Origin of the sequence: Sulfurovum indicum (assembly GCF_014931715.1) — a bacterium.
Taxonomy (GTDB): domain Bacteria; phylum Campylobacterota; class Campylobacteria; order Campylobacterales; family Sulfurovaceae; genus Sulfurovum; species Sulfurovum indicum.
Genome location: NZ_CP063164.1, coordinates 326,932 through 352,952, shown reverse-complemented (window position 1 = coordinate 352,952; position 26,021 = coordinate 326,932). Strand labels below are relative to the sequence as shown.

Here is a 26,021-nt window from a genome sequence, read left to right as displayed (position 1 = left end):
AATAATATTAATGCGTCACAAGCATGAAGCAATGTGAAAAAGAGAAAACCTCTGAACACTGAATGCTGAATGCTGAACGCTTTTTCCGAAGGAAAACAATGAGCAACATCGATTTAGAAAAATTCAGCAAATACTCCAAACCGGGACCAAGATACACGTCCTACCCGACTGCTTTGGAGTTTAGTGACAACTTCAGGTATGAAGACTATCTTAAATATCTTGAAGAGGGGAAAGAAGCTCTTTCACTTTATGTACATCTTCCCTTCTGCCGATCAGCCTGCTATTTCTGTGGCTGTAATGTTGTTTTTACCTCCAAAGAGGAAAAACTCAGTACCTATATCGAGTACCTCAAAAAAGAGATCGATATATTGGCACAACACCTCGATACTTCAAGGGAGATCATACAGTTTCATTTTGGCGGGGGGACACCGACCTTCTATAAAGCATTCGAGCTGGATGAGATCATCTCTTATATTAAAGGGAAGTTCCCCAACTGGAGCAAAGATGCCGAGATAAGCGTAGAGATCGATCCACGTTTTTTCAATGAAGAGCAGATGAAGGTTTTTCAGAAACACGGATTTAACCGTATCAGCTTCGGAGTGCAGGACTTCAACCCAAAAGTTCAACAGGAGATACACCGTATCCAGCCTTATGAGCTGACCAAAGCAGCCGTTGACCTGGCACGGAAGTACGGTATCAATTCCATCAATGTAGACCTCATTTACGGCCTTCCCTATCAGACCTTTGAGAGTTTCAGGGCAACACTGCAGCAGGCCTTTTCGCTCGAGCCGGACAGACTGGCTGTCTTCAACTACGCACATGTGCCATGGATGAAAAAAACCATGCGTAAATTCGATGAAACCACCCTGCCTGCCCCCGATGTAAAGTTACAAATATTCCAGTATACTATTGACTTTTTTGAAAGCAATGGGTATAAAATGGTAGGTATGGATCACTTTGCCAAACCTGAAGATGAACTCTTCGGTGCCATAGCAAAAGGTGAACTGCATAGAAACTTTCAGGGTTACACAACAAAAGGCGGAGCAAATCTCATTGGTATCGGTCTGACCAGTATCGGTGAAGGCACTCGTTACTATGCACAAAATACCAAAGATATGAAGCTGTACGAAGCAGCTATTGATGCCGGAAGACTTCCTTTTGAACGGGGTGTAGAGCTGAGTGGGGATGACTACCTGAGAAAAGCGGTCATCATGGAACTCATGGCAAACTTCTCCATAGACATCAGGAGAGTAGAGAAGGAGCATAATATCGTATTTAAAGAGTATTTTGCAGATGCACTGGATGCTCTGGAGGAGTTCGTAAAAGCTGACCTTGTAACTCTTACAGACGAAAAAATATCTGTAAGCCCAACAGGAACATTGCTGATAAGAAACATCGCTATGCCGTTTGATGCCTATATGCACCAGTATGGCGGAAACAAAAAAAGTTTTTCAAAGACGGTATAATCTTAAGCAGCAGAGAGTATTTTTGCTACCTGAAAGCTTAAAAGAACAAGGTGCTTTCTGAAACACGTCAGTTCCCCACCTTTTCTTTTTTTTGGTTCGTTTCTTTTTCTTTGTGGTTGGACAAAGAAAAAAAATGAACAAAGAACTATAAAACTTAAGGAATGAGTTTGAAAAAACCTGAAGAGATTTTCAACTTCGCTGAAACAAGCGATGCATGTATCAAATGCGGAAAGTGTATCCCGGTATGTACCATTCACCAGGTCAATCCTGACGAAACAACCTCTCCTCGCGGCTTTATCGACCTGTTGGGCGCGTACCAAAAAGGGCATCTGCCTCTGGACAAAAATGCAAAAGATATCTTTGAGAGCTGTTTTCTCTGTACAAACTGTGTTGATGTCTGCCCCAACTCTCTGGCAACTGATATGGTCATTGAAGAGGTACGTGCAGACATTGCTGACAAATACGGGATTGCCTGGTTTAAAAGAGGGTTCTTCTTCCTGCTTCGTCACCGTAAAATCATGGATCTTGTTATGAAACTTGGCTTCATGTTCAAAACCTGTGCATTGGCGGAAGATAATAAGGGAAGAGGTCTCAGAGCAAGATTTTCCCTGCCGATGATGAAAAAAGGCAGACTTATCCCATCACTCATGAAAACAAGTTTCCTCAACAAATATCCCGAACATATTCCTGCTTCAAAGCCTGCAGAAAAAAAACAACGTGTCGCAATTTTCATCGGTTGTCTGGCAAACTACAATTACGAAGGAATCGGAGACAGTCTTGTAGATATCCTGGAGAAACTCAATATTGAAGTTTTCATACCCAAAAAACAGCTTTGCTGCGGTGCTCCGGCATACTTCACCGGTGATGTAGATTCAGTTGAATATATGACAAAAAAAAATATTGAATATTTTGAAAGTTTTATGGATGAATATGATGCAATGCTCATCCCGGAAGCAACCTGTTCCGCGATGGTCAAACACGACTGGCAGGTCTTTTTCAAGAACCATAAAATGCCGGAATGGGAAAAGAGGGCGCAAAAAGTCACTGAGAAGATCCATATGGCAACTGCCTGGCTGCATGACAATACCAACCTTAAAGAACTGCTCGAATCAAAAGGGAAAAAGTTTGATCAGTTGGTCACCTACCATGATCCGTGCCATGCCAGAAAGGTACAGGGAATCTACCAAGAACCAAGAAATTTGCTCTCACCGAACTATCCAATGGTAGAAATGAGCGATCCCAACCGTTGTTGCGGATTTGGCGGTGTCACCATGCAGACAGAGAAATTCCACTTTGCTGAAGCGGCCGGCAAACCAAAAGCGGCAATGATAAAAGAGACCAAAGCACATTATGTAAGTGCGGAATGCTCAGCCTGTCGTGTACAGCTTAGTGAAGCGATGAACAATACGAACGTTGAAACAATTTTTAAAAATCCGCTGGAGCTGATCGCAGAAGCATTAAAAGATGATAATAATAGCAGACAGTGATAGACCACCCTCCCCTCTATCACTATCACTATCACTCTATGACTATCACTAATCCTCTATCACTACTTCTCCGGTAGCAGTATGAAGATATTCATTCCTTCTTCATGTTTATATGCCAGACGATAGCCTATTTTCTCCAAAATACTGTCAACAATGTAAAGCCCCAACCCAAATCCTGAACTCCGTTTTTCAGCCTGAGAGAACGGTTCTGTATAGTAGGAGAGCGGATGTTCAAGAGGATCACCTTTGGAGACCACCTCAATCAGTCCGTTCCGGGTACGCACCAGTACACACTTGTCTTTACCGTACTTCATACCGTTATCAATAAGATTCTTTAACACCAGTACCATTAGTTTCTTGTCAGTTGTAAGTGCCATCTCTTCCACTTCTGTATGGATACAGTTTCCCTCTGACATCAGAAGCTCTCTACTCTCTTTGACAATCTCGCTAAGCATGGTATATTCAAAATCCGGTTCAAAACTCTGTGTCGTTACACGCTCTATCTCTGCCAACTCGGAGATAAGTTCATTCATACGCTCAAATGCCCGGATCAATACTTTTTTCGTACTCTCATCATCCATCATTTCAACAATGATACGGCCCTTGGTAATAGGAGTTTTGAGCTCATGCATCAAGTTACGCATAAACAGATTCTTTGATCTGCTCAACTGATTAATATGTTTGATCGCATCATCAAAACTTTTAGCGATCTTACCTATCTCATCATCATGTTCATAGGTGATCTCGACATTCATATCGCCCCGTGCAAAACGCTGTATCTGCCAATGCAGTTTTTTGAGCGGATAAAGTTTTTTCAGTACAGCAAAATATAACAACAGCAGCAGTACAATCAGAATAATCCCCAATGTTACTGCTATCTCAAAAAAGAAGTTCTTCGGTACGGCATCTTTAAGCAGCAGATTATAGGACATACGCTGTACATAGATATATCGCTCTCCGTCAATACTAAATACACGTACACGTCCAAGCTGCTGTGATCCGCCGCTGAAAATAGTCTCTCCTTCCTTCATGATCTTTTGCTTGATCTCTTCGGCCTTGACAGGAGGAAGTGGTTCAACATGAAGCTCTTCATACAGTTTATTCAACTCTTCCTGAGACGGATAAAGCTTTAAATTGGAAAGAAAAGTAAGAGAGATAAGTTGATAACGTTTAAACTCTGCTATCTTCTGACGGTCTTTGTCCCAGTAATGAAAAAGCGTAAAGGTCGCAATCAGAATAATAATCGCAACCGAGAAAAGAATATGGATAAAAGTAGTAACGGAAAGGTTTCTCATACGCGGTCTGTCAAGAGGTATCCAACACCACGGATCGGTTTGATATAAATATGATCAGGGTCGATCTTTGCGATCTTCTGTCTGATACGGGAGATGATCACATCAATATTCTTAATAGAACTGTCATCATCGATATGCTCACTTTCATAAAGCAGTTGTTCTCGTGAAACAGAACCGTTTTTATGCTGTATTAGCATAGAGAGAATATCATACTCGGCTGCAGTCAGGTCCAGGAAGTGTCCTTTGAAAATGATAGTACGTGCAGCCGGGTCTGCAACAAATGTCTCCTCTTTCTTTTCTTTCTTCTCTTCTGCACTGTGCGTACGGCGAAGGATCGTCTTGATACGACTCACCAGTTCACGGGGATCGTACGGTTTTGGCATATAGTCATCCGCACCTCTTTCCATTCCGATCACCTTGTCAGTAATATCATCACGTGCAGAGGAGATAATAATAGGAATATCCGTAATGTCCCGAATTTTGGGAATCACTTCCAACCCATCCATTCCGGGCAGGGTAAGATCCAGGATGATCAGATCGAAATTATGCTGAGTCAATAGAGAGAGTCCAATATAGGGATCCTCTGCACATATTACCTCCATATCATATTTGGTAAGGTAGTTGCTTAAGATCAGTGCCAGTTCCGGATCATCTTCTATAATCAGTATCTTAATAATGGTTCATCCTTTTCATACTAGTATTGATATTGTAAACTAACAAGTTTAACTGGGGGTTAATTCACTTCTGAATAATCCAGATATACTTTGGTGATCGCAATCAGGAACGAGGTGATCGCAGGACCGAGTATCATCCCCCAGAATCCATAGGTACTCATTCCCGCCAAAATAGAGAAGAAGATCAAAATTGAATTGATCTGCAGCGTACTCTTTAAAAAATCCTTCTTGATCACTTCGATGATCATCGGCTTTACGAAAGTATCGGCAATAATAGAAATGACAATCACCGAATAAGAAGCAATAAACAATGCTGTCTGCAGATCGATCTTTGTCCAGGCATACAGCGAAACAGGCACCCATACAATGATACCACCAACAATGGGAATAAGTGAAGCAAAGCCGTAGATCACACCAAAAAAGACACCATTAAAACCAAAGTAGCTCATCGCCAGTCCAAACAACAGACCTTCAAAAATCGCTGTAACGATAATGGAATAGAAGACGATCTCCATCGTTGCAGAAACCTCTTTCATCATCTTTTCACCTTTTTTCGGCGTCACAGGCAAAAGATCCAGAATCGTATCAAAAAAACGGTTCCCGTAATAGTTGATAAAGAAATAGAACAAAACGACAAAGAACATATTTTTCATAAACCCAAAACCGGTACTTCCCGCCACAGTCAAATAAGCTGTTGAATCCTTGATATATTCTGTAATACGTTCATCACTCAAATACTGCTCAGTTACCTCTTTCAGAAAAGGAAAATTCTCTACCATAGCCCGCAGTGTTGCAAGTGTATCTTTAACCCCCTCTTTATCGATTTCTGAGATATACCCTACTCCTATCGTTGCCAAATAGATGATCGGCACAAAAAGCAGCAGCGTCATCAGGAGGGTGGAAATACCTGCAGAGATCTTGGCCGAACCGGTAAAGTCAGACAGCTTTTTGGTAAGGTTAAAAGTCGCCATACTGAGAAGAACGGCAACCGTCAAAGAGAGCAGAAAAGGCTGATAGACACTGTAGGCCCCTATAAGGCCGAATACAAAAAGGGCTGTAATAAGCAATGAGGTCTTATTCATACTGTTCTATCTCCATCCAAAAGGCAAAAACCCTTTTGGAACCCCTTTCATATAAACTTTTCCTAAAAATTCATAAACATGCCTACTCATCAAATAAACCTTCCTTGAAAGCAGCCAGTTTGAAGTGCTCATAACTTTTTTTGGTTGCAATGCGCCCACGTGCTGTACGTTCTATATAGCCATTGGCTATAAGATAGGGTTCAAGTACATCCTCAATCGTTCCCTCATCCTCACTCAGTGCTGCGGAGATGGTACTCAACCCCATCGGTCTGTTTTTGGCACTGACCAGAAGTTCCAGCAGCTGGATATCCTGTTCATCAAAGCCAAGGCTGTTCACCCCCAACTCATCCAGTGCATACTTGGCCCGTTCCAGTGTCACTTCTGTTTCATTTGCCACTTCGGAGAAATCACGTACTCTCTTGAGCAGACGCAGAGCAATACGCGGTGTTCCCCTGCTGCGGCGGGCAATCTCGACTGCTGCTGCTTCATGGGCAGGTTTTTCCAGCTTACAGGCAGCCTGTGCAATGATCTTCGCCAACTCCTCCGGTGTATAGAACTGCATTCTAAAGTGCATACCGAAACGTTCCCTGAGCGGATTTGAGAGCATACCGGCTCTGGTTGTCGCCCCTATAAGCGTAAAACGCGGCAGATCTATCTTCACCGTCTGCGCAGCAGGTCCGGAACCGATAATAATATCAAGCCTGAAGTCTTCCATCGCCGGGTAGAGGATCTCTTCAATCGCTGGAGACATACGATGGATCTCATCGATAAAAAGGATATCCCCCTCTTCTATATTGGTCAGAAGCGCAGCCAGATCCCCTGCTTTTTCTATCATCGGTGCTGCAGTTGTCTTGATATTGGCATGCATCTGGGTAGCAATAATGTTTGCCAACGTCGTTTTGCCCAGTCCGGGAGGTCCAAAGAACAAGATATGGTCAAGTGCCTCCTCCCTCCGTTTGCTTGCTTCAATAAAAACCTGGAGATTCTTCTTGATCTTCTCCTGTCCGATATACTCATCCCATGAGTTCGGACGCAGGGTTGCTTCATAAGAGGCTTCTCCGTCAAACCGTTCGATCTCGACCATACGCTCCATCAGCAAACTCCCTGAGCTTGTGTAGGCAGCCGGTAATAAGTAGCAGGTAGTATCGGCAGTATAATAGACAAATCCACCCTTTGCGCTCCTCTAAGTTCCTCATTCCTCATTGCTCATTCCTCATTAATAAGAGTGTTCTTCATCCGGAAATGCACGGCTTTTTACCTCGTTGACATACTGTTCCAATCCCTCTCGTACCTCTTTGGCCCCATTACAGTACTGTTTAACGAATTTGGGGGTAAATGCCTCGAAGAAACCGAACATATCACTCCAGACCAGAACTTGTCCGTCAGTAACATTCCCCGCACCGATCCCGACAGTGGGTACTTTTACCGCATCAGTAACTGCTTTTGCTGCTTTGGCCTTGACACCTTCTATCAGGATCATCACCGCACCGGCCGCTTCAAGCTCCAGCGCATCTTCCAGAAGTCTTTTAATATCCTCTTCATCTTTTCCGCGTACCCTGTAACCGCCTTCACTCCGTACATGCTGAGGCATCAAGCCGATATGTGCTACGACAGCGATCCCGTTTTCGGACAGTGTCCGTACGATATCGGCTTTTTCCCTGCCTCCTTCGATCTTGACCGCCTGCGCACAGGTCTCACGGTAGACACGTGTTGCATTTTCCAGAGCAACTTTTGGTGTGATATAAGTACCAAACGGCATATCAAATACAACACATGCTTTTTTTGCACCGTTACAGACTGCCTGTGTATGATAGATCATCTGATCCATCGTAGCTGAAAGTGTATCTTCTTTTCCAAAGAAGCTCATGTTAAGACTGTCTCCCACAAGAATCATCTCAACCTCACCGTCAAAAAGCTGTGCAAACAATGCATCATAGGCTGTGACCATTGTGATCGGTTCAACACCTTTCATCCGGGCAATGGTATTCAACGTCACTTTTTTATCTACTCTTGGAGTATGCATACTCATAACAGATCCCCTTTGGCGCTTTATCGTCGCCTTTTATGCTTAATTTCTGTCACTGAACACCGGGTGTACAGATGCCAAAGTGTACATATTGTAAAGCACACGCTGAAAACATCATACATTTTTAGTTGCAAAGTGACGTTTTTTTGTACTGCCTTTTTCTTAAAAAAGCAATAAAGAGACATCAAATTGAGATAACACCTTCTGGTGTATACCCCATTTTTTTACTCATTTTATCATATAATATTGAAACTATATACTATATCAGATAAAAAGAGTCCCAATTGAAACAATTAGTCGCCTATATTACCACCGGATTCCCTTCACCGGAATTTACCATTGATGCCGCACTGGCCCTCGCAGAATCGGGTGTTGATACCTTAGAACTGGGTATGCCGTTCTCCGACCCTGTTGCAGACGGTCCTGTCATAGAAGCTGCCAACCTAAAAGCATTGCAAAACGGCTTTAGACTTGAACATCTCTTTGAAACTTCTGCCAGGATCGCACCGCATATCGATACACTCTGGATGGGTTACTTCAACCCTTTTTACCATAAAGGTATCGATACTTTCATCAAAAAAGCCAAAGAAACAGGCGTGAACGGTTTTATCATTCCGGACCTTCCTTTTGAAGAGGCACAGCCGTATAAACCCCTCATTGAGAAAGCAGGACTCGACCTTATTGACTTCATCGCTCCGACAGATTCGAAAGCGCGAATAGAAGAGATCGTTCGAGAAGCCAAAAAATTTATCTATCTTGTTGCCTATGCGGGTATTACCGGAAGCGGGAAAAGCGAGGATCTCCAGGAGATCGTAGAGAATATCAAAAGCTTTACAGAGACACCTGTTTACGTAGGGTTTGGAGTTGACCAGAACACAGCAAAAGAGAAAGCCCAGGGTGTTGACGGGGTCATTGTCGGTTCCGCTTTTGTCAAAGTACTGCTGAACGAAGATCTCAGTGGTACCCAAAAGATCACCAGGATCACCTCTATTGCCAAAGAGATCAAGGAGAAAATCAACAGTTAAATATTTTTATGTATAATTCCTTCACATAGCTTTGGAAGGTGTTATCTTGGAATATTTTATCTGGAATGTCGATCCTGTTCTGCTTCATTTGGGCTCCTTGCAGCTGCGTTGGTACGGATTGCTTTTTGTCGGATCTTTCTTTCTTGGCCTTATGATCCTCCAAAGAGTATACAAACAGGAACAGAGAGATCCTGCTGTTCTTGATAATCTGCTTATATATATTATGGTCGGCGCAGTAGTTGGTGCCAGGCTCATGCACTGTTTAGCCTATGAACCAGACTTCTACCTTGCCCACCCGCTTGAGATACTCAAAATATGGAAAGGGGGTCTGGCAAGCCATGGGGGGCTTATCGGAGTGCTCATCGCACTTTACCTGTTTACCAAAAAGTATCAGGAAAATTATCTGTGGCTTCTCTCACGTGTATCGATCCCCGGTGCACTCACCGCAGCCTTTGTACGCTTTGGAAACCTCTTCAACTCCGAGATCCTCGGACTTCCCACAGACAAACCATGGGCGATCATCTTCGAACGTGTCGATATGCTCCCCCGCCACCCCGTACAGCTTTATGAAGCCTTCGCCTACCTCACGCTGTTTGCCATATTGCTCATCGTATACAAAAAGGTCAGTTTCAGCACATCAACCAAGATCCTCCCGCCACTCTTTCTAACCTACATGTTTACTGTACGATTCCTGCTGGAATACACCAAAACAAAGCAGGCAGATTATACATGGGATCTACCACTGACTACCGGACAGGCCTTAAGTCTGCCATTTATTATCATCGGTGTTATATGGCTACTCATATCATTACAAAAGATCAAACAAAATGTACCCGGTAAATAAAAGCTTTTTCGAAAAAAAAACATACCGACACTATTCACCATTTTCCATTTACGATTTACTCCAAGCGAGCAGTTCATGAGCTGCTCGCTTGGCATCGACATCGGTTCCACAACAGTCAAATATGTTCTTTGTGACCATCATTTCAACATCATTGCCAAGGCATATACTCCCCATGATACCAGACAGGCACATACCCTTTTAAAGCTTCTGACAACACTTTCTGTGACCCATAAAGAAGCATATGCCCGGATAGACAAAGTCTATATCACCGGTTCGGGAGCTTCCCGCATTGCTCCTACACTCAACGCCCGTTTCGTACAGGAGGTCAACGCTGTCGTACTGGCGGTAGAACATCTTCATCCGGATGTACGCTCTGTCATTGAACTCGGCGGACAGGATGCAAAGATCATCCATTTCAAAGAGAGCGAAGATGGCAAAAAAACCGTACTGACCTCCATGAATGACAAGTGTGCTTCAGGTACGGGTGCAACAATAGAGAAGTGTACTATGAAGGTAGGTATGGAGAAAGAAGATATAGCAAAACTACGCTTTAGTGCCGAAAAACTGCATCATGTTGCTGCCAAATGCGGGGTCTTTGCCGAAACAGACATTGTCAATCTTGTCAAGGCATCCGTTCCGCCTGTGGAGATCATGAACTCTCTTGCTGATGCAATTGTCATGCAGAACCTCACTGTTCTGACCAGAGGGAACACCCTCATGCCAAAAGTGCTTCTGCTTGGAGGACCCAATACTTACCTGCCTTTTTTGCAGGAGTGCTGGCGTATGCGTATTTCCGAACTTTGGGATGAGAGGGGTATACCTTATGAGAAAGGAAAGTTGGATGAACTTATCCTCATACCGGACAATGCCCAGTACTATGCTGCCCTGGGTGCAGTGATCTTTGGAGAAGGAGAGTCCAACCATACGCAAAAATTCAGTGGGCTCATCCAGCTTCGTACACTTGTAGAGAGTGGAAGTGTCAATCACAATGACAATGTTGACACACCGCTGGTAACAAGTCTGGAGGAGCTTGAAGCCTTCAGAACCCAATACACTATAAAACCTTTTACTCCACCAATACTTTCAAAAAAAACCACTTGTTTTTTGGGTATCGACGGAGGATCCACCTCTTCCAAAGCTGTGCTGGTAGATAAAAGAGGAAATCTGCTTCTAAAAGTCTATCAGCTCTCCAAAGGAAACCCCATCGAAGATACGCTGGAGCTGCTGCGAAAGATCAAAGAACAGGATCCTGATCATCTTTATGATGTCAAAGGACTGGGCGTGACAGGATATGCGGCAGATGTACTCGAAGGGGCTCTCAGGGCAGATGCAAATATCATCGAAACTATTGCCCATATGAAAAGTGCCCAGAAAGCATTTGGCGAAAGTATCAACGTCATCTGTGATATCGGCGGACAGGATATCAAAGTGCTTTTCATGGAAAATGGCATGATGAAGAACTTCCGTCTTTCCAACCAGTGTTCTGCAGGAAACGGTACTCTGCTGCAGAGCATGGCCAAACAGTTCGGTGTACCGATAGAATCTTTTGCCGATGTCGCATTTGCAGCCAAACAGGCACCAAAGTTCAATTACGGATGTGCTGTATTCCTCGATACAGACCGTGTCAACTTCCAGAAAGAGGGCTATACCAAAGAGGAACTTTTTGCCGGTATAGCCAAAGTACTTCCTAAAAATGTCTGGCAGTATGTCGTTCAGACTCCCAATCTTTCAATGTTTGGAAATCACTTTGTCCTGCAGGGTGGCACACAGTACAACCAGGCAGCACTTAAAGCACAAATCGACTACATTAAAACAGATGTTCCCGATGCCAGGGTCGATGTCCATCCACATCCCGGAGAGGCGGGAGCTATCGGTGCTGCACTTGAAGCCAGAGATATTGTTCAAAAACGGGGGTTTGCTACTTTTGTAGGCATGGAAGAAGCGATGCAGATGACCTATACTTCCAAAACCGATGAAAGTACCCGCTGCAACTTCTGTACTATCAACTGTTCGCGTACCTTCATCGATACACAGACACCATCGGGCAACACAGCACGCTATATTGCAGGCTTTAGCTGTGAAGACGGGACAGTAGAGTCTCATGAAGCACTCAAAGCACTTAAATCAAATCGCCGATCTCTGCAGGAGAGTGTACCCAACCTTGTCAAAAAAGAGTCTGCCAAACTTTTTGCACCACTTTACACTCTTGAGCCAAAGCCGACAGAAAACACCATAATCAGAGAACAAGAGGTCAAGGTTACCCTTGGCGGTTGGGGGCCGACACTGCGTAAAGAGGTCACCCGCCCCTTCAAAAGAAGTACTCAAGAAGCTGCTGCCTACAGAAAAACACTTAAGATAGCCATTCCAAAAGTGCTCAATATCTACTCACTTGCCCCTTTTATACGTACTTACCTCGAAGCCCTCGATATCGATCCGCTCCATATCCAGTTTTCAGGCTTCAGTAATGAAGATATGTATCTGGAGGGGGCGAAATACGGCTCTGTAGACTCCTGCTATCCTGCAAAAGTAGCACAGTCCCATGTCTACAGTCTGCTATATTCCGGGAAGTTTTCAAAAAAAGTGTTCCATTATCTCTGGTTCCCTGCCGTAACCCATCTGCCCGGGTTTGTAACATACTCGATGGGACAGACCTCCTGCCCCGTTGTCTCGGGTACACCCAAAGTAGTCTACTCTGCTTTTACCAAAGAAAGGGACCTTTTTAAAGAAAAAAACATTGTCTATATTGATGATGCACTTGATTTTGACAACAGGCTTCTACTGGCTGAACAGCTCTTTGCCACATGGAAGGAAAAACTGCACATTACCAAAGATGAAAACAACTGGGCTTGTGAACAGGCATGGAAAGCTCTGGAACAGAACGACAAAGAGATCATGTCAGAGGGACGTGCCATTCTTGATGATGCCGAGAGAGAGGGTGAAATGGTTATTTTGCTGCTTGCACGGCCCTACCACTCTGATCCCGGACTCAACCATGAAGTACTTGATGAGTTCCAGTCACTGGGCTTTAAGACCCTCTCCATGCGCGCTATACCCAAAGACAAAGCATACCTCATGCGTTTCTTTGAAGACGACATCAAAGCAGGGATCATAGAGTCTCCCTATGATATCCGAGATGTATGGAAAGAGAACTTCTCCACCAACTCCGCACAAAAGGTCTGGGCAGCCAAATTCGCTGCACGCCATCCCAATGTGGCAGTCCTTGATCTAAGCTCCTTTAAGTGCGGACATGACGCACCTACTTATGCCATCATCGACAAGATACTCGGCGCATCACGCACCCCGCACCTGACTTTACATGACATCGATGCCAACAAACCGGGCGGGTCGATCAAGATACGGGTCAAAACATTTGCCTATACACTGGATCAGTATAAACAGCAGTTAACAAAGACCCGGAGAGAGGAATCAGGCAAAATCTTCAACAATACGAACACTAAGGTATCGGTATGAGATATTTTATAAAGATATTGCACTATAATGCAAACCAGACATACACTCTGTTTTATCCTGTTTACTCTTTTCCCTTTAAAGGAGGTCTCTCATGAGTTTAGCTTGCAACTCCATGAAAATAAACGAAAAAACAGGTGGTCTCTCCTTTCTCCATCAAGCCCCATCCCAATGGAGAGAAGCACCCGACACTCCCATCGAGTATGCGCCAAAAGAGGAGACCATCTTTCTCTCAGGCGGATTGACGCTGCTTCAAGACAAGCTCATCGAAGCAGCACTCAATTCACTGGGCATTCGCTTCATCGCACTTCCAAACCCGGACTTCAAATCTTTTCAAACCGGAAAAGCCTTCGGGAACCGGGGACAGTGCAATCCTACCTACTTTACCGTAGGAAACCTGGTCAAATACCTTCAGGACCTGCGTGATAACAAGGGATTAAGTACTGAAGAGATCGTCAGAAAGTATGTCTACATCACTGCCGGAGGATGCGGACCATGCCGTTTTGGAATGTACATTACCGAATACAAAAAAGCCCTTCGTGATGCAGGCTTTGAAGGTTTTAGACTCACCTCCTTCGACCATGAAAAAGGGATCTTCCAGGGCGAGGAGATCGAAGAGCAGCTGCTTGACTATACGCCGAAGTTCTTTGTCACGCTCATTAAAGCGGTCATCATCGGAGATATCGTCAATATGCTCGGCTATAAGATGCGCCCCTACGAAGTGGAAGCGGGCAGTACCGATGCGGCGCTGGCACAGTGTAAAGAGATCGTAGCACAAGCCTTTTTGAATCACAGCTCACTCATCAAAGCACTGTGGAAATGCCGCAGTGAGCTTGGTAAAGTCAAGCTCAACCGTCTCCATCCCAAGCCCAAAGTGATGGTCATGGGAGAGTTCTGGGCAGCAATGACCGAAGGGGACGGGAACTACAATCTTTACCGTTTTCTTGAAGCGGAAGGGGCCGAATGTACTCCACAGCCCATCATCAACCGCCTGATGCTCAGTATCTGGGAAGCAGAACAGGCACTTTACAAAAAAGAGGTGCTGCAAGTATCAAACGGGAGAAAAATAGACTTTTCCAGTCTCAAAACAAGATTACTCATTAAAGCTGGGAAAGCTGCTGTCAAAACCCACTTTACACTCTATGCCAAAGCTATCGGACTGCATGATTATGAGATTCCCGATATGGAAAAACTGGCACATCTTGCCAAAGACTACTACACTTTGGAATGCAGCGGCGGAGAAGGTCACCTGGAAGTCGCACACCTCATCGAAGCTGTCAGACATAATCTTGCACACCTTGTTATCTCCATCAAGCCTTTTGGATGCATGCCTTCTTCGGCAGTTTCTGACGGTATCCAGTCTCTGGTTACTGCCCGTTACCCGCAGGTTAACTTCTTAAGCATTGAAACCTCGGGAGAGGGTGCTGCAAACTTCTACTCAAGAGTACAGATGGCACTTTTCAAAGCCAAACAGGCTGCCAAAGAGGAGTTTGAGACATTGGAAGTCCCGGAGTATCTCCCCAAGAGGATACACAATTACCTCTGTCAGCCTGTAAATAAAAAAATCGGTACCTCTGCAAAACTGGTAGAGTCCATTATCAAATCCCCTATTTAACTTCGGATAAAACTAAGTATATTCTTCTATAATAGTAAGAAAGGAGACTGCCTTTCTTAGTTATGTGCTATACAAGAGCAAAGATGAAACAATGATAACTTATATACTCTATACCCTAATAATAGTGTTCTTGATTATTCTGATCATTACATACTATAAAAGCCGTTTTGACAGTCATCTAAAATCCTTTATTGAATTTAACAACAATATAACCGTGATCACAACAGAAACCGAAATAGTCGCAATGAACAAAGAGGGGTTGAGTTTCTTTGGCTTTGAAACGGTTAAAGATCTACGAAAAAAAACAAAATATCTAGGTAAACTCTTCTCAGAGGTTGTCGTAGAGGATACCAGGTATGTCGAAGGGATAAACTGGGTCACAAAAATCAAAAAAAAGCAGAAGCTTATAGTACAGATACCCAAAGGCCCCTTGACACAGACTTTTTATATGCAGGTGAGCAAAATCAAATCGGATCGATATATGGTCACTTTTCACAATATCTCACAGGTTGTTGCAGAAAAAGAGACTATTTCCCAGATTGCGGAGAAGGATGCATTGACTCAAATCTACAATCGTACAAAATTCAATAAAATACTCTCATCTACCTTACGAAATGCACAAATATACAATACACCTTTCACGATCATTCTACTTGACATAGACCACTTCAAAAAAGTCAATGATACATACGGACATGATACAGGAGACAAAGTCTTGATACAGGTCGCTTCAATTATAAAAAGTCTATTACGAAACCAGGACACATTTGCCAGATGGGGAGGAGAAGAGTTTATTATTTTGTCCGAATCCACTACAGAAGCTGATGCCTATACTCTGGCAACCCGCTTACGGAAAGCCATAGAATCGTTTTCTTTTGAAGTTATCAAAACACTTACATGTAGTTTCGGTATAAGCCATTATGAAAACGGGGATACTTCTCTAAGCATCATAAAAAAGGCAGACAATGCACTCTATAGAGCAAAGAAAAGCGGCAGAAACCGTGTAAGCAGATAGTCAGCTTCATATCAAGTATCCTTCTTCTTCGCCAATATATGCACATATCTTCCCATATGACTGTAGATAGGTTCTCTGCAATATTGATACTCAAGGGAGAGCAGTTCATCCATACTCTTCTCTTTCATTGCATCATCATGCATATAGTCATGAAACACCCGAATACCTGTTACTCTCTCAACTTTATACCCGTTCATCTCAAGCCAACCGATCAGTTCTTCCGGTTTTTGAGGATGAGGAGGAGTAAGCTTTTTTCCTTTGCCCCACCACTGTGATTTATCCAGCAGAAAAGGGATATGCCATCCTCCTTTAAGAGCATTACGGTAAATAAAACTGTGATAATTGAAAAAGAGTAAAGAGAGAGAACCGCCAGGTTTAACACTCTCAGAAACAACCTGAAGCGTCTCCAAAGGCTTGGCAAGCCACTCAATGACGGCATGAAAGAGCACCAGGTCCTGAGGTTCTATACTTTGGGCGATCTCTTGAGCCGGTGCCTTGTAAAACAGTGCCCTGCACTTGGCCTCGGCAAAAGAAGCCTTGGTCTTTTCAAGCATTTTATAGGAGATATCACAACAGGTCAGCCTATGTCCTTTTTGGGCGAACCAGAGTGCCATCTGTCCCAATCCGCATCCTGCATCCCAAATATCCAGCACCTCTCTTTCATAAAGTTCCCGGAGGTCTTCTTTCAAAAGTCTAAGCCGCCATTCTCCCTTCACCGTACCATAGATACGATGCTCAAATTTTTCCACCATACAGTCGAAGTTCTGATCATATTTTCCGCGCTCTTTGGGTGCCACTCTTTCCCTCTCTTTCTGTCACTGTTTTATAACCGGGCTGAAAGCCTTTGTACTTACACTGACCATAGCACCGACAGACAAATGCTCAGCTTCTTCTTTGCTGACAACAACTTCAACCAGTTGCTGTCCTATCGCTATAATAGCCACATAGATCACATCAACCTTTACAATATCCAAGAGTTCTCCTTCAAAAGAGAACTTTTGGGAACCTGATGTTTTAAGCAGTACCTCTTTTGGAAGACCATCATTAATGACTTTTCCATTATCTAAAACAATTACCCGTGATGCCAGTCTGAAAATTTCGCTTGGATCATGACTTACCATGATTGTTGTCGTTTTGAACTCTTTATGCAGTGACAGTATCTCACTTTGCAGTTTTGTTCTCATTTTAGGATCCAATGCCGAAAGCGGCTCATCCAGCAGCAGTATTTTCGGTCTTTTCATTAAAGCACGGCATAAACTGACTCTCTGTTTCTGTCCGCCGCTCAACATATTCGGGTACCTCTCTTTCAGTGTGTAAAGTTCTGTTACTTCCAAAAGGTGCTTTGCCAGTTTTTTGTCATCTTCTACAAAAAGCAGGTTCTTTTCTATCGTCATATTTTCGAAGAGTGCATAGTCCTGAAAAACAAAACCTATTTCTCTTTTTTGAACAGCTAACTCTTTTTGCCCGTTCAACCAGACAGTATCTGCCACCTTTATCTCTCCATTGGCACTTTCAAGACCGGCCAGGATACGAAGCAGTGTCGTTTTGCCGCTTCCGCTTCTACCACTAAGTGCCACAAACTCACCCTCTTTTATATCAAGCGCTATATCAAGCGTCAGATCTCCGTCCGATCCATGGAGAAGCTTGTCAATTGCAATATGTATCATAACCCGAACCTCTTCGTTTGTCTGGCATTAAAAATATATACACTGAGCAAAACCACAAAACTGATACCCACCATAATCGCACTGTAAATATGTGCTGAGGTATAATCCATAATCTCAACCATCTCATAGATCGCAACAGAGGCAACCTTTGTCTCACCCGGAATACTTCCGCCAACCATCAGTACCACACCGAATTCACCGACCGTATGTGCAAAAGTAACTATGATGGCTGTCATGAGTGCCGGTTTCATATTGGGAAGTGCCACTTTAAAGATGGTTTCTACTTTTGATTTACCTGCAATATAGCTTGCTTCAAGCATATTTCTGTTAATTGACTCAAAGCCGTTTTGCAAAGGCTGTACCATAAAAGGAAGAGAGTAAAAACAACTTGCGATCACAAGCCCTTCAAAACTAAAAACCAGTTTGACCCCGAATATTTCCTCAAAAAAAGCACCCACAGGTGAGTTGTAAGAGAGTGCCCAAAGTATATAAAACCCTAGAACAGATGGGGGAAGAACGATCGGCAGAGCAGTCAATGCCTCTAAAAACGGTTTGGATTTTGATCTTGTTTGTGACAGATACCAGGCCAAAGGGAGAGAAATAAAAAACAGTATTAAAGCCGTAATACCCGCTAGTTTAAACGATAATACAAAAGGTTCGAAATTCATGACAGCACCTTCTCTATGGAAAGATCTGTTGATTTGATCAGGGCGATCACTTCATCATTGACCTGCAAATTCATTCTCTTCTGTGCGGCTGTTGTGATTATGGACTCCAAAACAAAGTCATGAAACTGCAGTTTTAACGAACAGAGAAGTTCCCCAACACTCAACGCTGCTATTTTTACATTGAGTTGGTTGGAATAGCTCAGTTCACCCTGAATATTTTTGCCGACAGCCATTGAAGTCGGCTTGACATTAAGGAGTACTTCCCTGCCGACACTGATCTCATTACCCAACTCCAGACTCACCATTGTCAGAATAGTATCCCTACATTCAAAACTGACAATATTCAAAGTCTCTATGCTCTGTATGGTTGATACCTTTGCGATAATTTTACTCATTGACCCTATACCCGTATTTTTCAAATATCTCTTTTGCTTTGGGGCCAAGAATAAAATTATAGAAAGCACGAACCTCTCTCTCCTCTTCTCCCTTTTTTAAAATAACCATTCCCTGACTGATCGGTGTATACAGTTCAGGATCCACATCTATAAAGTAGTCGCCTCTTCTAAACCTTGCCATCCTGGATGAATAGAGTGATGATTTGGCTATAAAACCTATATCGGCTGCCGTTACAGTATAGGCTACTGTCTGGGATATCGATTCCGCATTCACAAATTTATGTTTGACTTTTTCGTAAAGTCCTGCATTCTTTAAAGCCTCGACAGCAGCTTTCCCATAGGGTGCACTTTTTGGATTTGCAATGGCGATGGCTCTTATCTGTTTGTCCAGTACTATATTTATCCCCTGACTAAAATCTTTTTTTCTGCTGCTTAAAACCGCCAGTGATCCCCGGGCATATACAACCGGTTCTGTTACTGCAAGCTTCTCTTTGTAAAGCGCTTCCGGATATTTCATATTGGCAGACATCAGTATTTCGTAAGGAGCACCGTTCTTTATCTGGGCTGTCAGTTTCCCGCTGCTTCCAAGCGTTACTTTTACATCCGTATCCGGGTATTGTTTGTTGAACGCTTTTTTGAGATCATCTATAGCGTAAGAGACATTGGCTGCAACAGCAATACTGATGGTGCCAGCCATACTGCAGGTCGATATCAGCAGCGCTGCCATAAAGAGTTTTGTTTTCATCATTATCCTCTATCTTCCCAGCATTACATCACTTGATTTGATAATGGCAATAACGCTGCTTCCTTCTTTTAGTTCCAACGCTTTTAGCGCATCAACCGTGATGACCGCAACCAGCACATCGTGATAGCCTATGTCCACTATTACCTCAGCATTCACCTCATCTACAGTAATACGGGTGATACTCCCTTTAAGACTGTTTCTTGCACTAAGCTCCATTTTACCGGGAACTGCCAGCATAACAGTACTCGATTTGAAAATAGCCGTTACACTCTCTCCTTCTTCAAGTCCCAGGTTTTCTACAGCCTCTTTGGTGATTACAGAGACAAGTTTCTTCCCGCTTTTAAGCTTGAGGCATACATTGGCATTGACAGCCCCCAGAGCCAACGATTCTACTCTGCCCTGTATCTGGTTTCTTGCCGATATCTGCATGGCTAATCTCCCTATGGTCTTAAATGCCCTACTCTCTATATCTCTCATCTGTGACAGTCTCTCCAAAAAACGGTCATGCTCCTCTTTCAAAACCCTGTATGTTTCCAAAAGCTTCATCCCATAGGGCGTTATGGTCGTACCGCCTCCGTTTTTCCCACCAGTCTCTCTTTGGACTATCGGCTCTTCAGAAAGATTGTTCATTGCATCTACTGCTTCCCATGCACTTTTATAGCTCATTGGTACCGCTTTAGCCGCTTTGGAAATGGAGCCATGTTTTTCTATCGCATACAGGAGCTCGATACGCTTTTCCAACAAAAAAGGTTCACCCAGCATATTTACAGTTAGTTTCGATGAAAGTTCCATGCCTGCCTTTATGTATAGAAGTATATAACGAAGATATTATCATTATATACCTTAAAACATAACGCTCTTGACAAACTTACCCAAACGTGTTATTATCCGCCAGAATTGTTAATGGTAGCAATGCCCTGCATTGCAACAAACACTATTCACTTTTCACTATTAATTCTTCACTTCAAAATGCTATGCATTTTACGGGGGTGACTTGGTTTCGACTGGAATAGTCGGGGCTATGTGCATGTCGGACTGGGCAATTCCGTTACGCGGCCCAACGCGAACAAACGCAAACAATACAGATTATCGTCCAGCTTACGCTGTAGCGTAAGTTTAACTAACTTTGGACTGCCCTGCCGGCGAGTGTCATCTTAGCCGGATCTTTGGGTATCATATCTGATGACTATATCTGCAAGAAGCCATGCTTGCAGACGAATCTTTTGGCTGGTTGTGTGTAGTTTTGGGTGTTGTACGAAACACAACGAGATCTATCAACACCGACTAAGCATGTAGAGTCATAGTCCTAGCTATTTTAGGACAGGGGTTCAATTCCCCTCACCTCCACCAAATCTATAATTCATATCACAACCCGCTCAATATCTTTCGACATTGCCGTCAATATCTCATAACTTATCGTACCAAGCTGTTCAGCTGCTTTTTGCGCATCATCGAACACACATACTTCCTCTTTGACACTCTCCAGAGAGATGAAATCCATGGATACACGTCCAAGTATAGGCAGCTCTTCCGCAGTCATATAAGGAGAGAACATATTGCCTCTGCACCAACCGTCACCATAGCCGATATCATAGGTAGAAACGGTCATGGTTTTGGGAGCAGTGAAGTCTCCTCCATAGCCGATACGTTCTCCTGCTTTGAGGGTTCGGGTAGCTACTTTGCCGGCAACAAGCTTCATGACTGGTTTGAGCAAGACCTTGTCAAACGTTTCGGGCAGTTCATTATAACCGTAAGCAGCAATGCCCACCCTCACCAGATCTTCTGAGAAAGTCTTGGTTCGAAGGATGGCGGCGGAATTATGGGAATGGAATCGGACATTGGTATAGCCCGTTACCCTGATCTGTGCTTTCACCGCTTCAAACTGCTTTTGCTGCCAGAAGAGTTCGGAACCCATCTCATCGGCAGAGCGGAAATGGGTCATGACACCGACCAGTTTCAAGCCTTTGGCTTTGATGCGCTCAAGTGCTATTGGCAGATCATCCATGGCAACCCCGTTTCGATGCATACCGGTATCGACCTTGAGTTCTACCTTCGCACCTGACTGTGCATTTTCAATATCTGCCAGATCATTTAATGTAAAAGAGCAGCTATCATCTAGAACAGCTTGATCTCCCAGTACCAGTATTGTCTGAAAAAACGGTTTGATGATCGCAGCCTCTTTATAATCTCTTACAACAGCGTGTTTGATGCCAAACTCTGAAGCAAGCCTTCCGATGATCTCTACTCCATGCCCATAGGCATTATCCTTGAGCACAATGGCGATCTTGTCAATTGAGCCTGTTTTTAGGGCAATTTGGTTAAGATTATGATAAAAGTTGTTTTTATTGATAATGATTTTTGCCATAATGTGATTATACTTAAAAGGGATTAAAATGGATTGGCTCAGCATCGTGGAGAGCGGCGGTATACTTATTACGGCTTATCTTCTGTTTTTACTCATAAAAGAGTTCAAAAAAAGTATAAAAGAGAGTAAAAAAGGCAAAGTAAGCGGAAAATGCAACCTGGATTAGTACATCATTAATAATGAACAGTACATAATTTTGGTATCCTTTCCTGACAAAAAGCTTTTATTTCTTTGGGAGAGAAGCGTGCCAAACTATCTGACTAAAATAGAGGCATTGCAAAGCAATGCACATCAACATTCATCACTTATTGCTCATCACCTATTACCTTTTCACAGGAAGCCCCTATGAGAAGAGTCCCCGCAGAATGGGAAAAGCAGCGCTGTGTACTCATGAGCTTTCCCCATGCAAAGACAGACTGGTATCATCCTGACAATCCCAAAACTCTTAATGAAGCCCTTACTCCCTTTATCCGGATCGCACAGGCAATCGCCTATAAGGAACCTGTCTATATTATATGCGATGACAGAAAACGTATCAGTGAGATGTTCTGCTCCACTTTCAACATGATCTTTTGGGAACTGCCCACCAATGATACCTGGATACGCGACTATGGTTATATCAGCGTGAAAGAGAATGAAGAGCTCAAACTGCTTGACTTTATCTTTGACGGATGGGGCGGAAAATTTAAAGCAGACCTTGACAATCAGGTCAATCAGGCACTTTACAAAACCGGTCTGATGGGCAGATCACCATTTGAACGCATTGACTACGTACTTGAGGGGGGCTCCATAGAGAGTGACGGCAGAGGTACGATACTGACAACTTCAGAGTGTCTTTGTAACCCAAACCGTAACAACGGATTGACAAAAACGGAAGTTGAGACAAGACTCTCAGAGTACCTTGGAGCAAAGCGTATACTATGGCTCGATCACGGCTATCTGGCCGGAGATGATACAGACAGCCATATTGACACACTGGCACGTTTTGTCAACAAAAACACTATTGCCTATGTCAAATGTGAAGACAGCAGTGATGAGCATTACGAAGCGCTCAAGGCTATGGAGGAGCAGCTGAAAAGTTTCAAAACAGAAGAAGGAGCACCCTACCAACTTGTTCCGTTGCCAATATGTGAAGCAAAATATGACAGTGAGGGTAACAGGCTGCCTGCGACTTATGCCAACTTCCTCATTACTAACGGTGCATTGGTCTATCCCACATATGGCGATACTGTTAATGACAAAAAAGCCGGTAAAATCTTCAAAATGCTTTTCCCAGATAGAGAAATCATTCCTGTCAACTGTCTCAAACTCATCGAACAAGGCGGAAGCCTGCACTGTTCAACAATGCATATAGCCTATTAGGAGCATTTATGAAAACAGCCCTCATACAACAACGATACCACGGAAGCAAAGAGGCGACCATCTCCCGTACTCTTGAGATGATCGACCAGACTGACGCAGAACTTATTGTCCTGCAGGAGCTGCATCAGAATGAGTATTTCTGCCAGAGTGAAGATACCAGATTCTTTGACTATGCCCAAAATTATCAGGAAGATATTGCCTTTTGGCAAAACATCAGTCAAGCAAAAGAGATCGTACTGGTTACCTCTCTCTTTGAAAAGCGTGCAGAGGGTATTTACCACAATACCGCCTATGTCTTTGACCATGGAAAACTGGCAGGCAGATACCGAAAAATGCATATTCCTGATGATCCAGGCTACTATGAAAAGTTCTATTTCACACCAGGCGATCTCGGGTTTGAGCCTATCGATACCAGTGTAGGAAAACTGGGTGTACTGGTCTGCTGGGACCAATGGTATCCTGAAGCCGCCCGTATCATGGCACTTAAAGGAGCCGAAGTACTCATCTATCCTACAGCAATCGGTTATCTAGAATGCCCCAAAGAGCGTTATGATGAACTTTGTGAACAGGAGAATACACCCGAAGAGAAACAGAAAATGCTCGATGCATGGATCAGCGTACAAAGGGGCCATGCCGTTGCAAACGGTATTCCTGTCATAACCGTTAACCGTGTGGGCAAGGAAAAAGACTGTTCGGGCATTCTGGAGGGGATCAGGTTCTGGGGCAACAGCTTTGTCTTCGGCCCGCAAGGTGAATTTCTGGCCCGTGGAGGGGAAGAGGAAGAGCTCATAGAAGTCAAAATAGACCTTAATGCCGGTAAAGAGATACGGAAAATATGGCCATTCCTGAGAGACCGGAGAATAGAAAACTACAACTGTCTTCTCAAGCGTTACTGTGACTGACTTTAAGAGATTTTAACTATAATCGCGTCTAAAAAGCAGTATAAGGGGATACTATGACAACCAGAAAAGAGATCATGGCCTTGGAATTGACACCGGTTGAAAAAGCCAAAGAGGTACATTTTAAAAATCCACCCGCAGCATTTTTCAGCGCCATTGGCGGTGAAGAGGGAATGAAAGAGCTGATGTATGATTTTTACGATAAGATCTATGAAAGTGATATAGCCAACTTTTTTCCTCAATGTGAAAAAGAATTTGACGAAATAAAATTCAAGAACAGCAAATTCTTCATTCAGATCTGTGGCGGTCCGAAAATCTATGAAAAAGAATCTGGAGGGATGGACCTCAATGAATACATGATTCGTCTACATGACGACTTCTCCATTACCGAAAAATCACGTATTGAGTGGCTGGGAACTATGCGTGATGCCCTTGCGGACAAGGCACAACATGTCGATATTGCTCTTATCAAAGAGTTCTGGGACTATCTGGAGAACTTCTCCAAACTGACTGTCAACTCATTTAGTGACGGAAGCACCTACTATGCTGCCTATACGCAGGCAAAAGAAGAGAGATAATCTTCTCTCTTCCCATATCTGCTCCATTCTATGAAGTGTGACTTTACCCGGTTTTTTCCTAGGAAGCTGGCATAAATGCTGCTTCCATTGCCTCCAGCTTTACAACGATTTCATCATATTTTGTTTGTGCTTCAGCCTCAGTATAGCCTAATGTATCAACCAATTTGACTTTAATTTCCGCTTCATACTGTACCATGATTTCTTTCATTGAAGTAAAACCTGTCTCGACAGTGACTTCTGCATTTGCGATGATCACTTCTGCAACCGGATCAATAAGCTCTTGTGCAACTCCCGCTGCCTTAAGCAAATGTGATGCAACATAAACTTCTACATCTGCCGGAGAAAGAACCATAGCCGTGGTTACAAAATCCGAAACCAAAGTAAAGCCTGTCTCTAATTCTCCGGTTACAGTGTTCATATTCATAGCAGCGATCATCTCCTGTATTCTTTCCACACTCATTGCATAAAGATCAGAATCAGCAACTGCACTCATGGCATTCATGGCTTCGGAAAAATATTGAACCCGCAGCTTCTCTACTCCGCTGAGATTTTGATCTGCAACAGCTGTCATTAAATCAGTAAGATTACCATAAGATGATACTGCCATCTCCTCTGCCATTGCTCTGTAGAATACTCTTGTATTGTTAGCATCTGTTGCAAGTTCTGCAGCCTGCTGTAATGCCATCGCCGCCTGAAGTGCTCTTTGATCTGCCAGTTCAAGCATATTTGCCTGTACTTCCTCCGCTGTCAATCCAAGAGTAGATGCAACTTTTTCTTGTGCAGCTGTCATATTCATATCTGCTGCCATAGCTGTTTCGTACACCAGTGTGGTAAGCGGTGTGATCATCTGCTGTGCTGTCAGATCCGCTTCATCTATCAGGGTACTCATCGTACCGGTAAACGGCATTTTGGTTACTCTGTCATATCCACCCTCTACAAGCAGAGTAGCTCCTGCTGTCATCTCATCCTGTAAAACAGCTATACTGTAAGTACCGTTTATATCTGTTTTTACCGAGGGTTCATTAATTTCACACTCACCATTGTTATTGGTATCCAGACATACTGTAGCACCTACAAGTTCAGGATCTACAGCAGTCCCCTGCACAGTTGTCTCTGTTGATACGGAAGCTGAACCTCCTCCTCCACATCCGACTAAACCAAAACCTGCTATCAATGCTGCTACTGCTATAGTACTTCTTTTTTTCATCATTCCATCCTTTGAGTTTGATACTCAAATTATGGCAAAGAAGTATTACCTGAGAATTACCTCAGGTTATTACTTTTATAATAAATAGTATATTTGTACTCTTTAATAAAACTTTGTTACAGGAAGAGGAGATGTATG

At 43.5% G+C, this 26,021-nt stretch carries 24 protein-coding genes and 1 other RNA gene; 12 read left to right on the top strand and 13 right to left on the bottom strand.

The features are described from left to right. The first annotated feature begins 98 nt into the window (after positions 1 to 98). Both hemN and IMZ28_RS01850 read left to right on the top strand, forming a co-directional pair. On the top strand, positions 99 to 1,466 hold the full coding sequence (gene hemN, locus IMZ28_RS01855; protein ID WP_197548947.1) for an oxygen-independent coproporphyrinogen III oxidase: 1,368 nt from the start codon (positions 99 to 101) through the stop codon (positions 1,464 to 1,466). Between the two features lie 161 nt (positions 1,467 to 1,627). Continuing rightward, on the top strand, positions 1,628 to 2,953 hold the full coding sequence (locus IMZ28_RS01850; RefSeq protein WP_197548946.1) for a (Fe-S)-binding protein: 1,326 nt from the start codon (positions 1,628 to 1,630) through the stop codon (positions 2,951 to 2,953). 62 nt (positions 2,954 to 3,015) lie between these two features. Here the strand turns inward: IMZ28_RS01850 and IMZ28_RS01845 are convergent, their stop codons facing one another. The 5 genes from IMZ28_RS01845 to panB form a co-directional block, all read right to left on the bottom strand. After that, a complete protein-coding gene (locus IMZ28_RS01845; protein ID WP_197548945.1) occupies positions 3,016 to 4,248 on the bottom strand; it encodes an ArsS family sensor histidine kinase in 1,233 nt (410 codons plus the stop codon). Beyond that, positions 4,245 to 4,925, bottom strand: coding sequence for a response regulator transcription factor (locus IMZ28_RS01840; RefSeq protein WP_197549767.1), 681 nt, complete (start codon positions 4,923 to 4,925; stop codon positions 4,245 to 4,247). The genes IMZ28_RS01845 and IMZ28_RS01840 overlap by 4 nt, the downstream gene beginning before the upstream one ends. A gap of 56 nt (positions 4,926 to 4,981) precedes the next feature. Further along, positions 4,982 to 6,004: an AI-2E family transporter gene (locus tag IMZ28_RS01835; RefSeq protein ID WP_197548944.1), complete on the bottom strand. Its 1,023-nt coding sequence runs from the start codon at positions 6,002 to 6,004 to the stop codon at positions 4,982 to 4,984. An 82-nt stretch (positions 6,005 to 6,086) separates the two neighbouring features. Next, positions 6,087 to 7,097, bottom strand: a complete 1,011-nt coding sequence (gene ruvB / locus IMZ28_RS01830) for a Holliday junction branch migration DNA helicase RuvB (protein ID WP_197548943.1) — start codon at positions 7,095 to 7,097, stop codon at positions 6,087 to 6,089. 123 nt (positions 7,098 to 7,220) lie between these two features. Continuing rightward, a complete protein-coding gene (gene panB / locus IMZ28_RS01825; RefSeq protein WP_197548942.1) occupies positions 7,221 to 8,033 on the bottom strand; it encodes a 3-methyl-2-oxobutanoate hydroxymethyltransferase in 813 nt (270 codons plus the stop codon). Positions 8,034 to 8,314: 281 nt separating this feature from the next. On the opposite strand from panB, the gene trpA reads away from it, so the two are divergent. The 5 genes from trpA to IMZ28_RS01800 all read left to right on the top strand — a co-directional run bounded on the left by trpA (position 8,315) and on the right by IMZ28_RS01800 (position 15,997). Then, complete coding sequence (gene trpA, locus IMZ28_RS01820; RefSeq protein ID WP_197548941.1) at positions 8,315 to 9,055, top strand: tryptophan synthase subunit alpha; 741 nt, start codon at positions 8,315 to 8,317, stop codon at positions 9,053 to 9,055. 46 nt (positions 9,056 to 9,101) lie between these two features. Next, a complete protein-coding gene (gene lgt, locus IMZ28_RS01815; RefSeq protein ID WP_197548940.1) occupies positions 9,102 to 9,899 on the top strand; it encodes a prolipoprotein diacylglyceryl transferase in 798 nt (265 codons plus the stop codon). 75 nt (positions 9,900 to 9,974) lie between these two features. Continuing rightward, entirely contained in the window at positions 9,975 to 13,370 is a 3,396-nt protein-coding gene (locus IMZ28_RS01810; RefSeq protein WP_197548939.1) for a BadF/BadG/BcrA/BcrD ATPase family protein, read from the top strand. Positions 13,371 to 13,461: 91 nt separating this feature from the next. Then, positions 13,462 to 14,982 carry a hypothetical protein gene (locus IMZ28_RS01805; protein ID WP_197548938.1) on the top strand — a complete coding sequence of 507 codons (1,521 nt, stop codon included), beginning with the start codon at positions 13,462 to 13,464 and terminating at the stop codon, positions 14,980 to 14,982. Positions 14,983 to 15,106: 124 nt separating this feature from the next. Further along, positions 15,107 to 15,997, top strand: coding sequence for a GGDEF domain-containing protein (locus IMZ28_RS01800; RefSeq protein ID WP_197548937.1), 891 nt, complete (start codon positions 15,107 to 15,109; stop codon positions 15,995 to 15,997). 11 nt (positions 15,998 to 16,008) lie between these two features. Here the strand turns inward: IMZ28_RS01800 and IMZ28_RS01795 are convergent, their stop codons facing one another. From IMZ28_RS01795 to IMZ28_RS01770, 6 genes are read right to left on the bottom strand one after another with little or no spacing between them, the layout of a single operon-like run. Next, positions 16,009 to 16,794 carry a methyltransferase domain-containing protein gene (locus IMZ28_RS01795; protein ID WP_197548936.1) on the bottom strand — a complete coding sequence of 262 codons (786 nt, stop codon included), beginning with the start codon at positions 16,792 to 16,794 and terminating at the stop codon, positions 16,009 to 16,011. An 18-nt stretch (positions 16,795 to 16,812) separates the two neighbouring features. Then, a complete protein-coding gene (locus IMZ28_RS01790) occupies positions 16,813 to 17,664 on the bottom strand; it encodes an ABC transporter ATP-binding protein (RefSeq protein WP_197548935.1) in 852 nt (283 codons plus the stop codon). Beyond that, entirely contained in the window at positions 17,661 to 18,332 is a 672-nt protein-coding gene (modB, locus tag IMZ28_RS01785; RefSeq protein ID WP_197548934.1) for a molybdate ABC transporter permease subunit, read from the bottom strand. The genes IMZ28_RS01790 and modB overlap by 4 nt, the downstream gene beginning before the upstream one ends. After that, on the bottom strand, positions 18,329 to 18,727 hold the full coding sequence (locus tag IMZ28_RS01780) for a TOBE domain-containing protein (protein WP_197548933.1): 399 nt from the start codon (positions 18,725 to 18,727) through the stop codon (positions 18,329 to 18,331). The genes modB and IMZ28_RS01780 overlap by 4 nt, the downstream gene beginning before the upstream one ends. Continuing rightward, positions 18,720 to 19,475, bottom strand: coding sequence for a molybdate ABC transporter substrate-binding protein (gene modA, locus IMZ28_RS01775; RefSeq protein ID WP_408646975.1), 756 nt, complete (start codon positions 19,473 to 19,475; stop codon positions 18,720 to 18,722). Before modA ends, IMZ28_RS01780 begins: the two co-directional genes overlap by 8 nt. A gap of 6 nt (positions 19,476 to 19,481) precedes the next feature. Next, complete coding sequence (locus IMZ28_RS01770) at positions 19,482 to 20,264, bottom strand: TOBE domain-containing protein (protein ID WP_197548931.1); 783 nt, start codon at positions 20,262 to 20,264, stop codon at positions 19,482 to 19,484. A gap of 193 nt (positions 20,265 to 20,457) precedes the next feature. On the opposite strand from IMZ28_RS01770, the gene ssrA reads away from it, so the two are divergent. After that, positions 20,458 to 20,822: a transfer-messenger RNA gene (gene ssrA, locus IMZ28_RS01765) on the top strand. A gap of 10 nt (positions 20,823 to 20,832) precedes the next feature. Here ssrA and IMZ28_RS01760 read toward each other — a convergent pair. Continuing rightward, a complete protein-coding gene (locus IMZ28_RS01760) occupies positions 20,833 to 21,837 on the bottom strand; it encodes an alanine racemase (protein WP_197548930.1) in 1,005 nt (334 codons plus the stop codon). A 28-nt stretch (positions 21,838 to 21,865) separates the two neighbouring features. Between IMZ28_RS01760 and IMZ28_RS01755 the strand changes: the two genes are divergently transcribed. The 4 genes from IMZ28_RS01755 (at position 21,866) to IMZ28_RS01740 (ending at position 24,676) form a co-directional block, all read left to right on the top strand. Beyond that, positions 21,866 to 22,003: a hypothetical protein gene (locus IMZ28_RS01755; protein WP_197548929.1), complete on the top strand. Its 138-nt coding sequence runs from the start codon at positions 21,866 to 21,868 to the stop codon at positions 22,001 to 22,003. A 179-nt stretch (positions 22,004 to 22,182) separates the two neighbouring features. Next, positions 22,183 to 23,199, top strand: coding sequence for an agmatine deiminase family protein (locus IMZ28_RS01750; RefSeq protein WP_197548928.1), 1,017 nt, complete (start codon positions 22,183 to 22,185; stop codon positions 23,197 to 23,199). An 8-nt stretch (positions 23,200 to 23,207) separates the two neighbouring features. Beyond that, a complete protein-coding gene (locus IMZ28_RS01745; RefSeq protein WP_197548927.1) occupies positions 23,208 to 24,101 on the top strand; it encodes a carbon-nitrogen hydrolase in 894 nt (297 codons plus the stop codon). Positions 24,102 to 24,154: 53 nt separating this feature from the next. Further along, positions 24,155 to 24,676: a globin domain-containing protein gene (locus IMZ28_RS01740; protein ID WP_197548926.1), complete on the top strand. Its 522-nt coding sequence runs from the start codon at positions 24,155 to 24,157 to the stop codon at positions 24,674 to 24,676. Between the two features lie 58 nt (positions 24,677 to 24,734). Here the strand turns inward: IMZ28_RS01740 and IMZ28_RS01735 are convergent, their stop codons facing one another. Next, positions 24,735 to 25,883 (bottom strand): hypothetical protein, encoded by a 1,149-nt coding sequence (locus tag IMZ28_RS01735; RefSeq protein WP_197548925.1) that lies wholly within the window; start codon positions 25,881 to 25,883, stop codon positions 24,735 to 24,737. Positions 25,884 to 26,021: the final 138 nt, after the last annotated feature.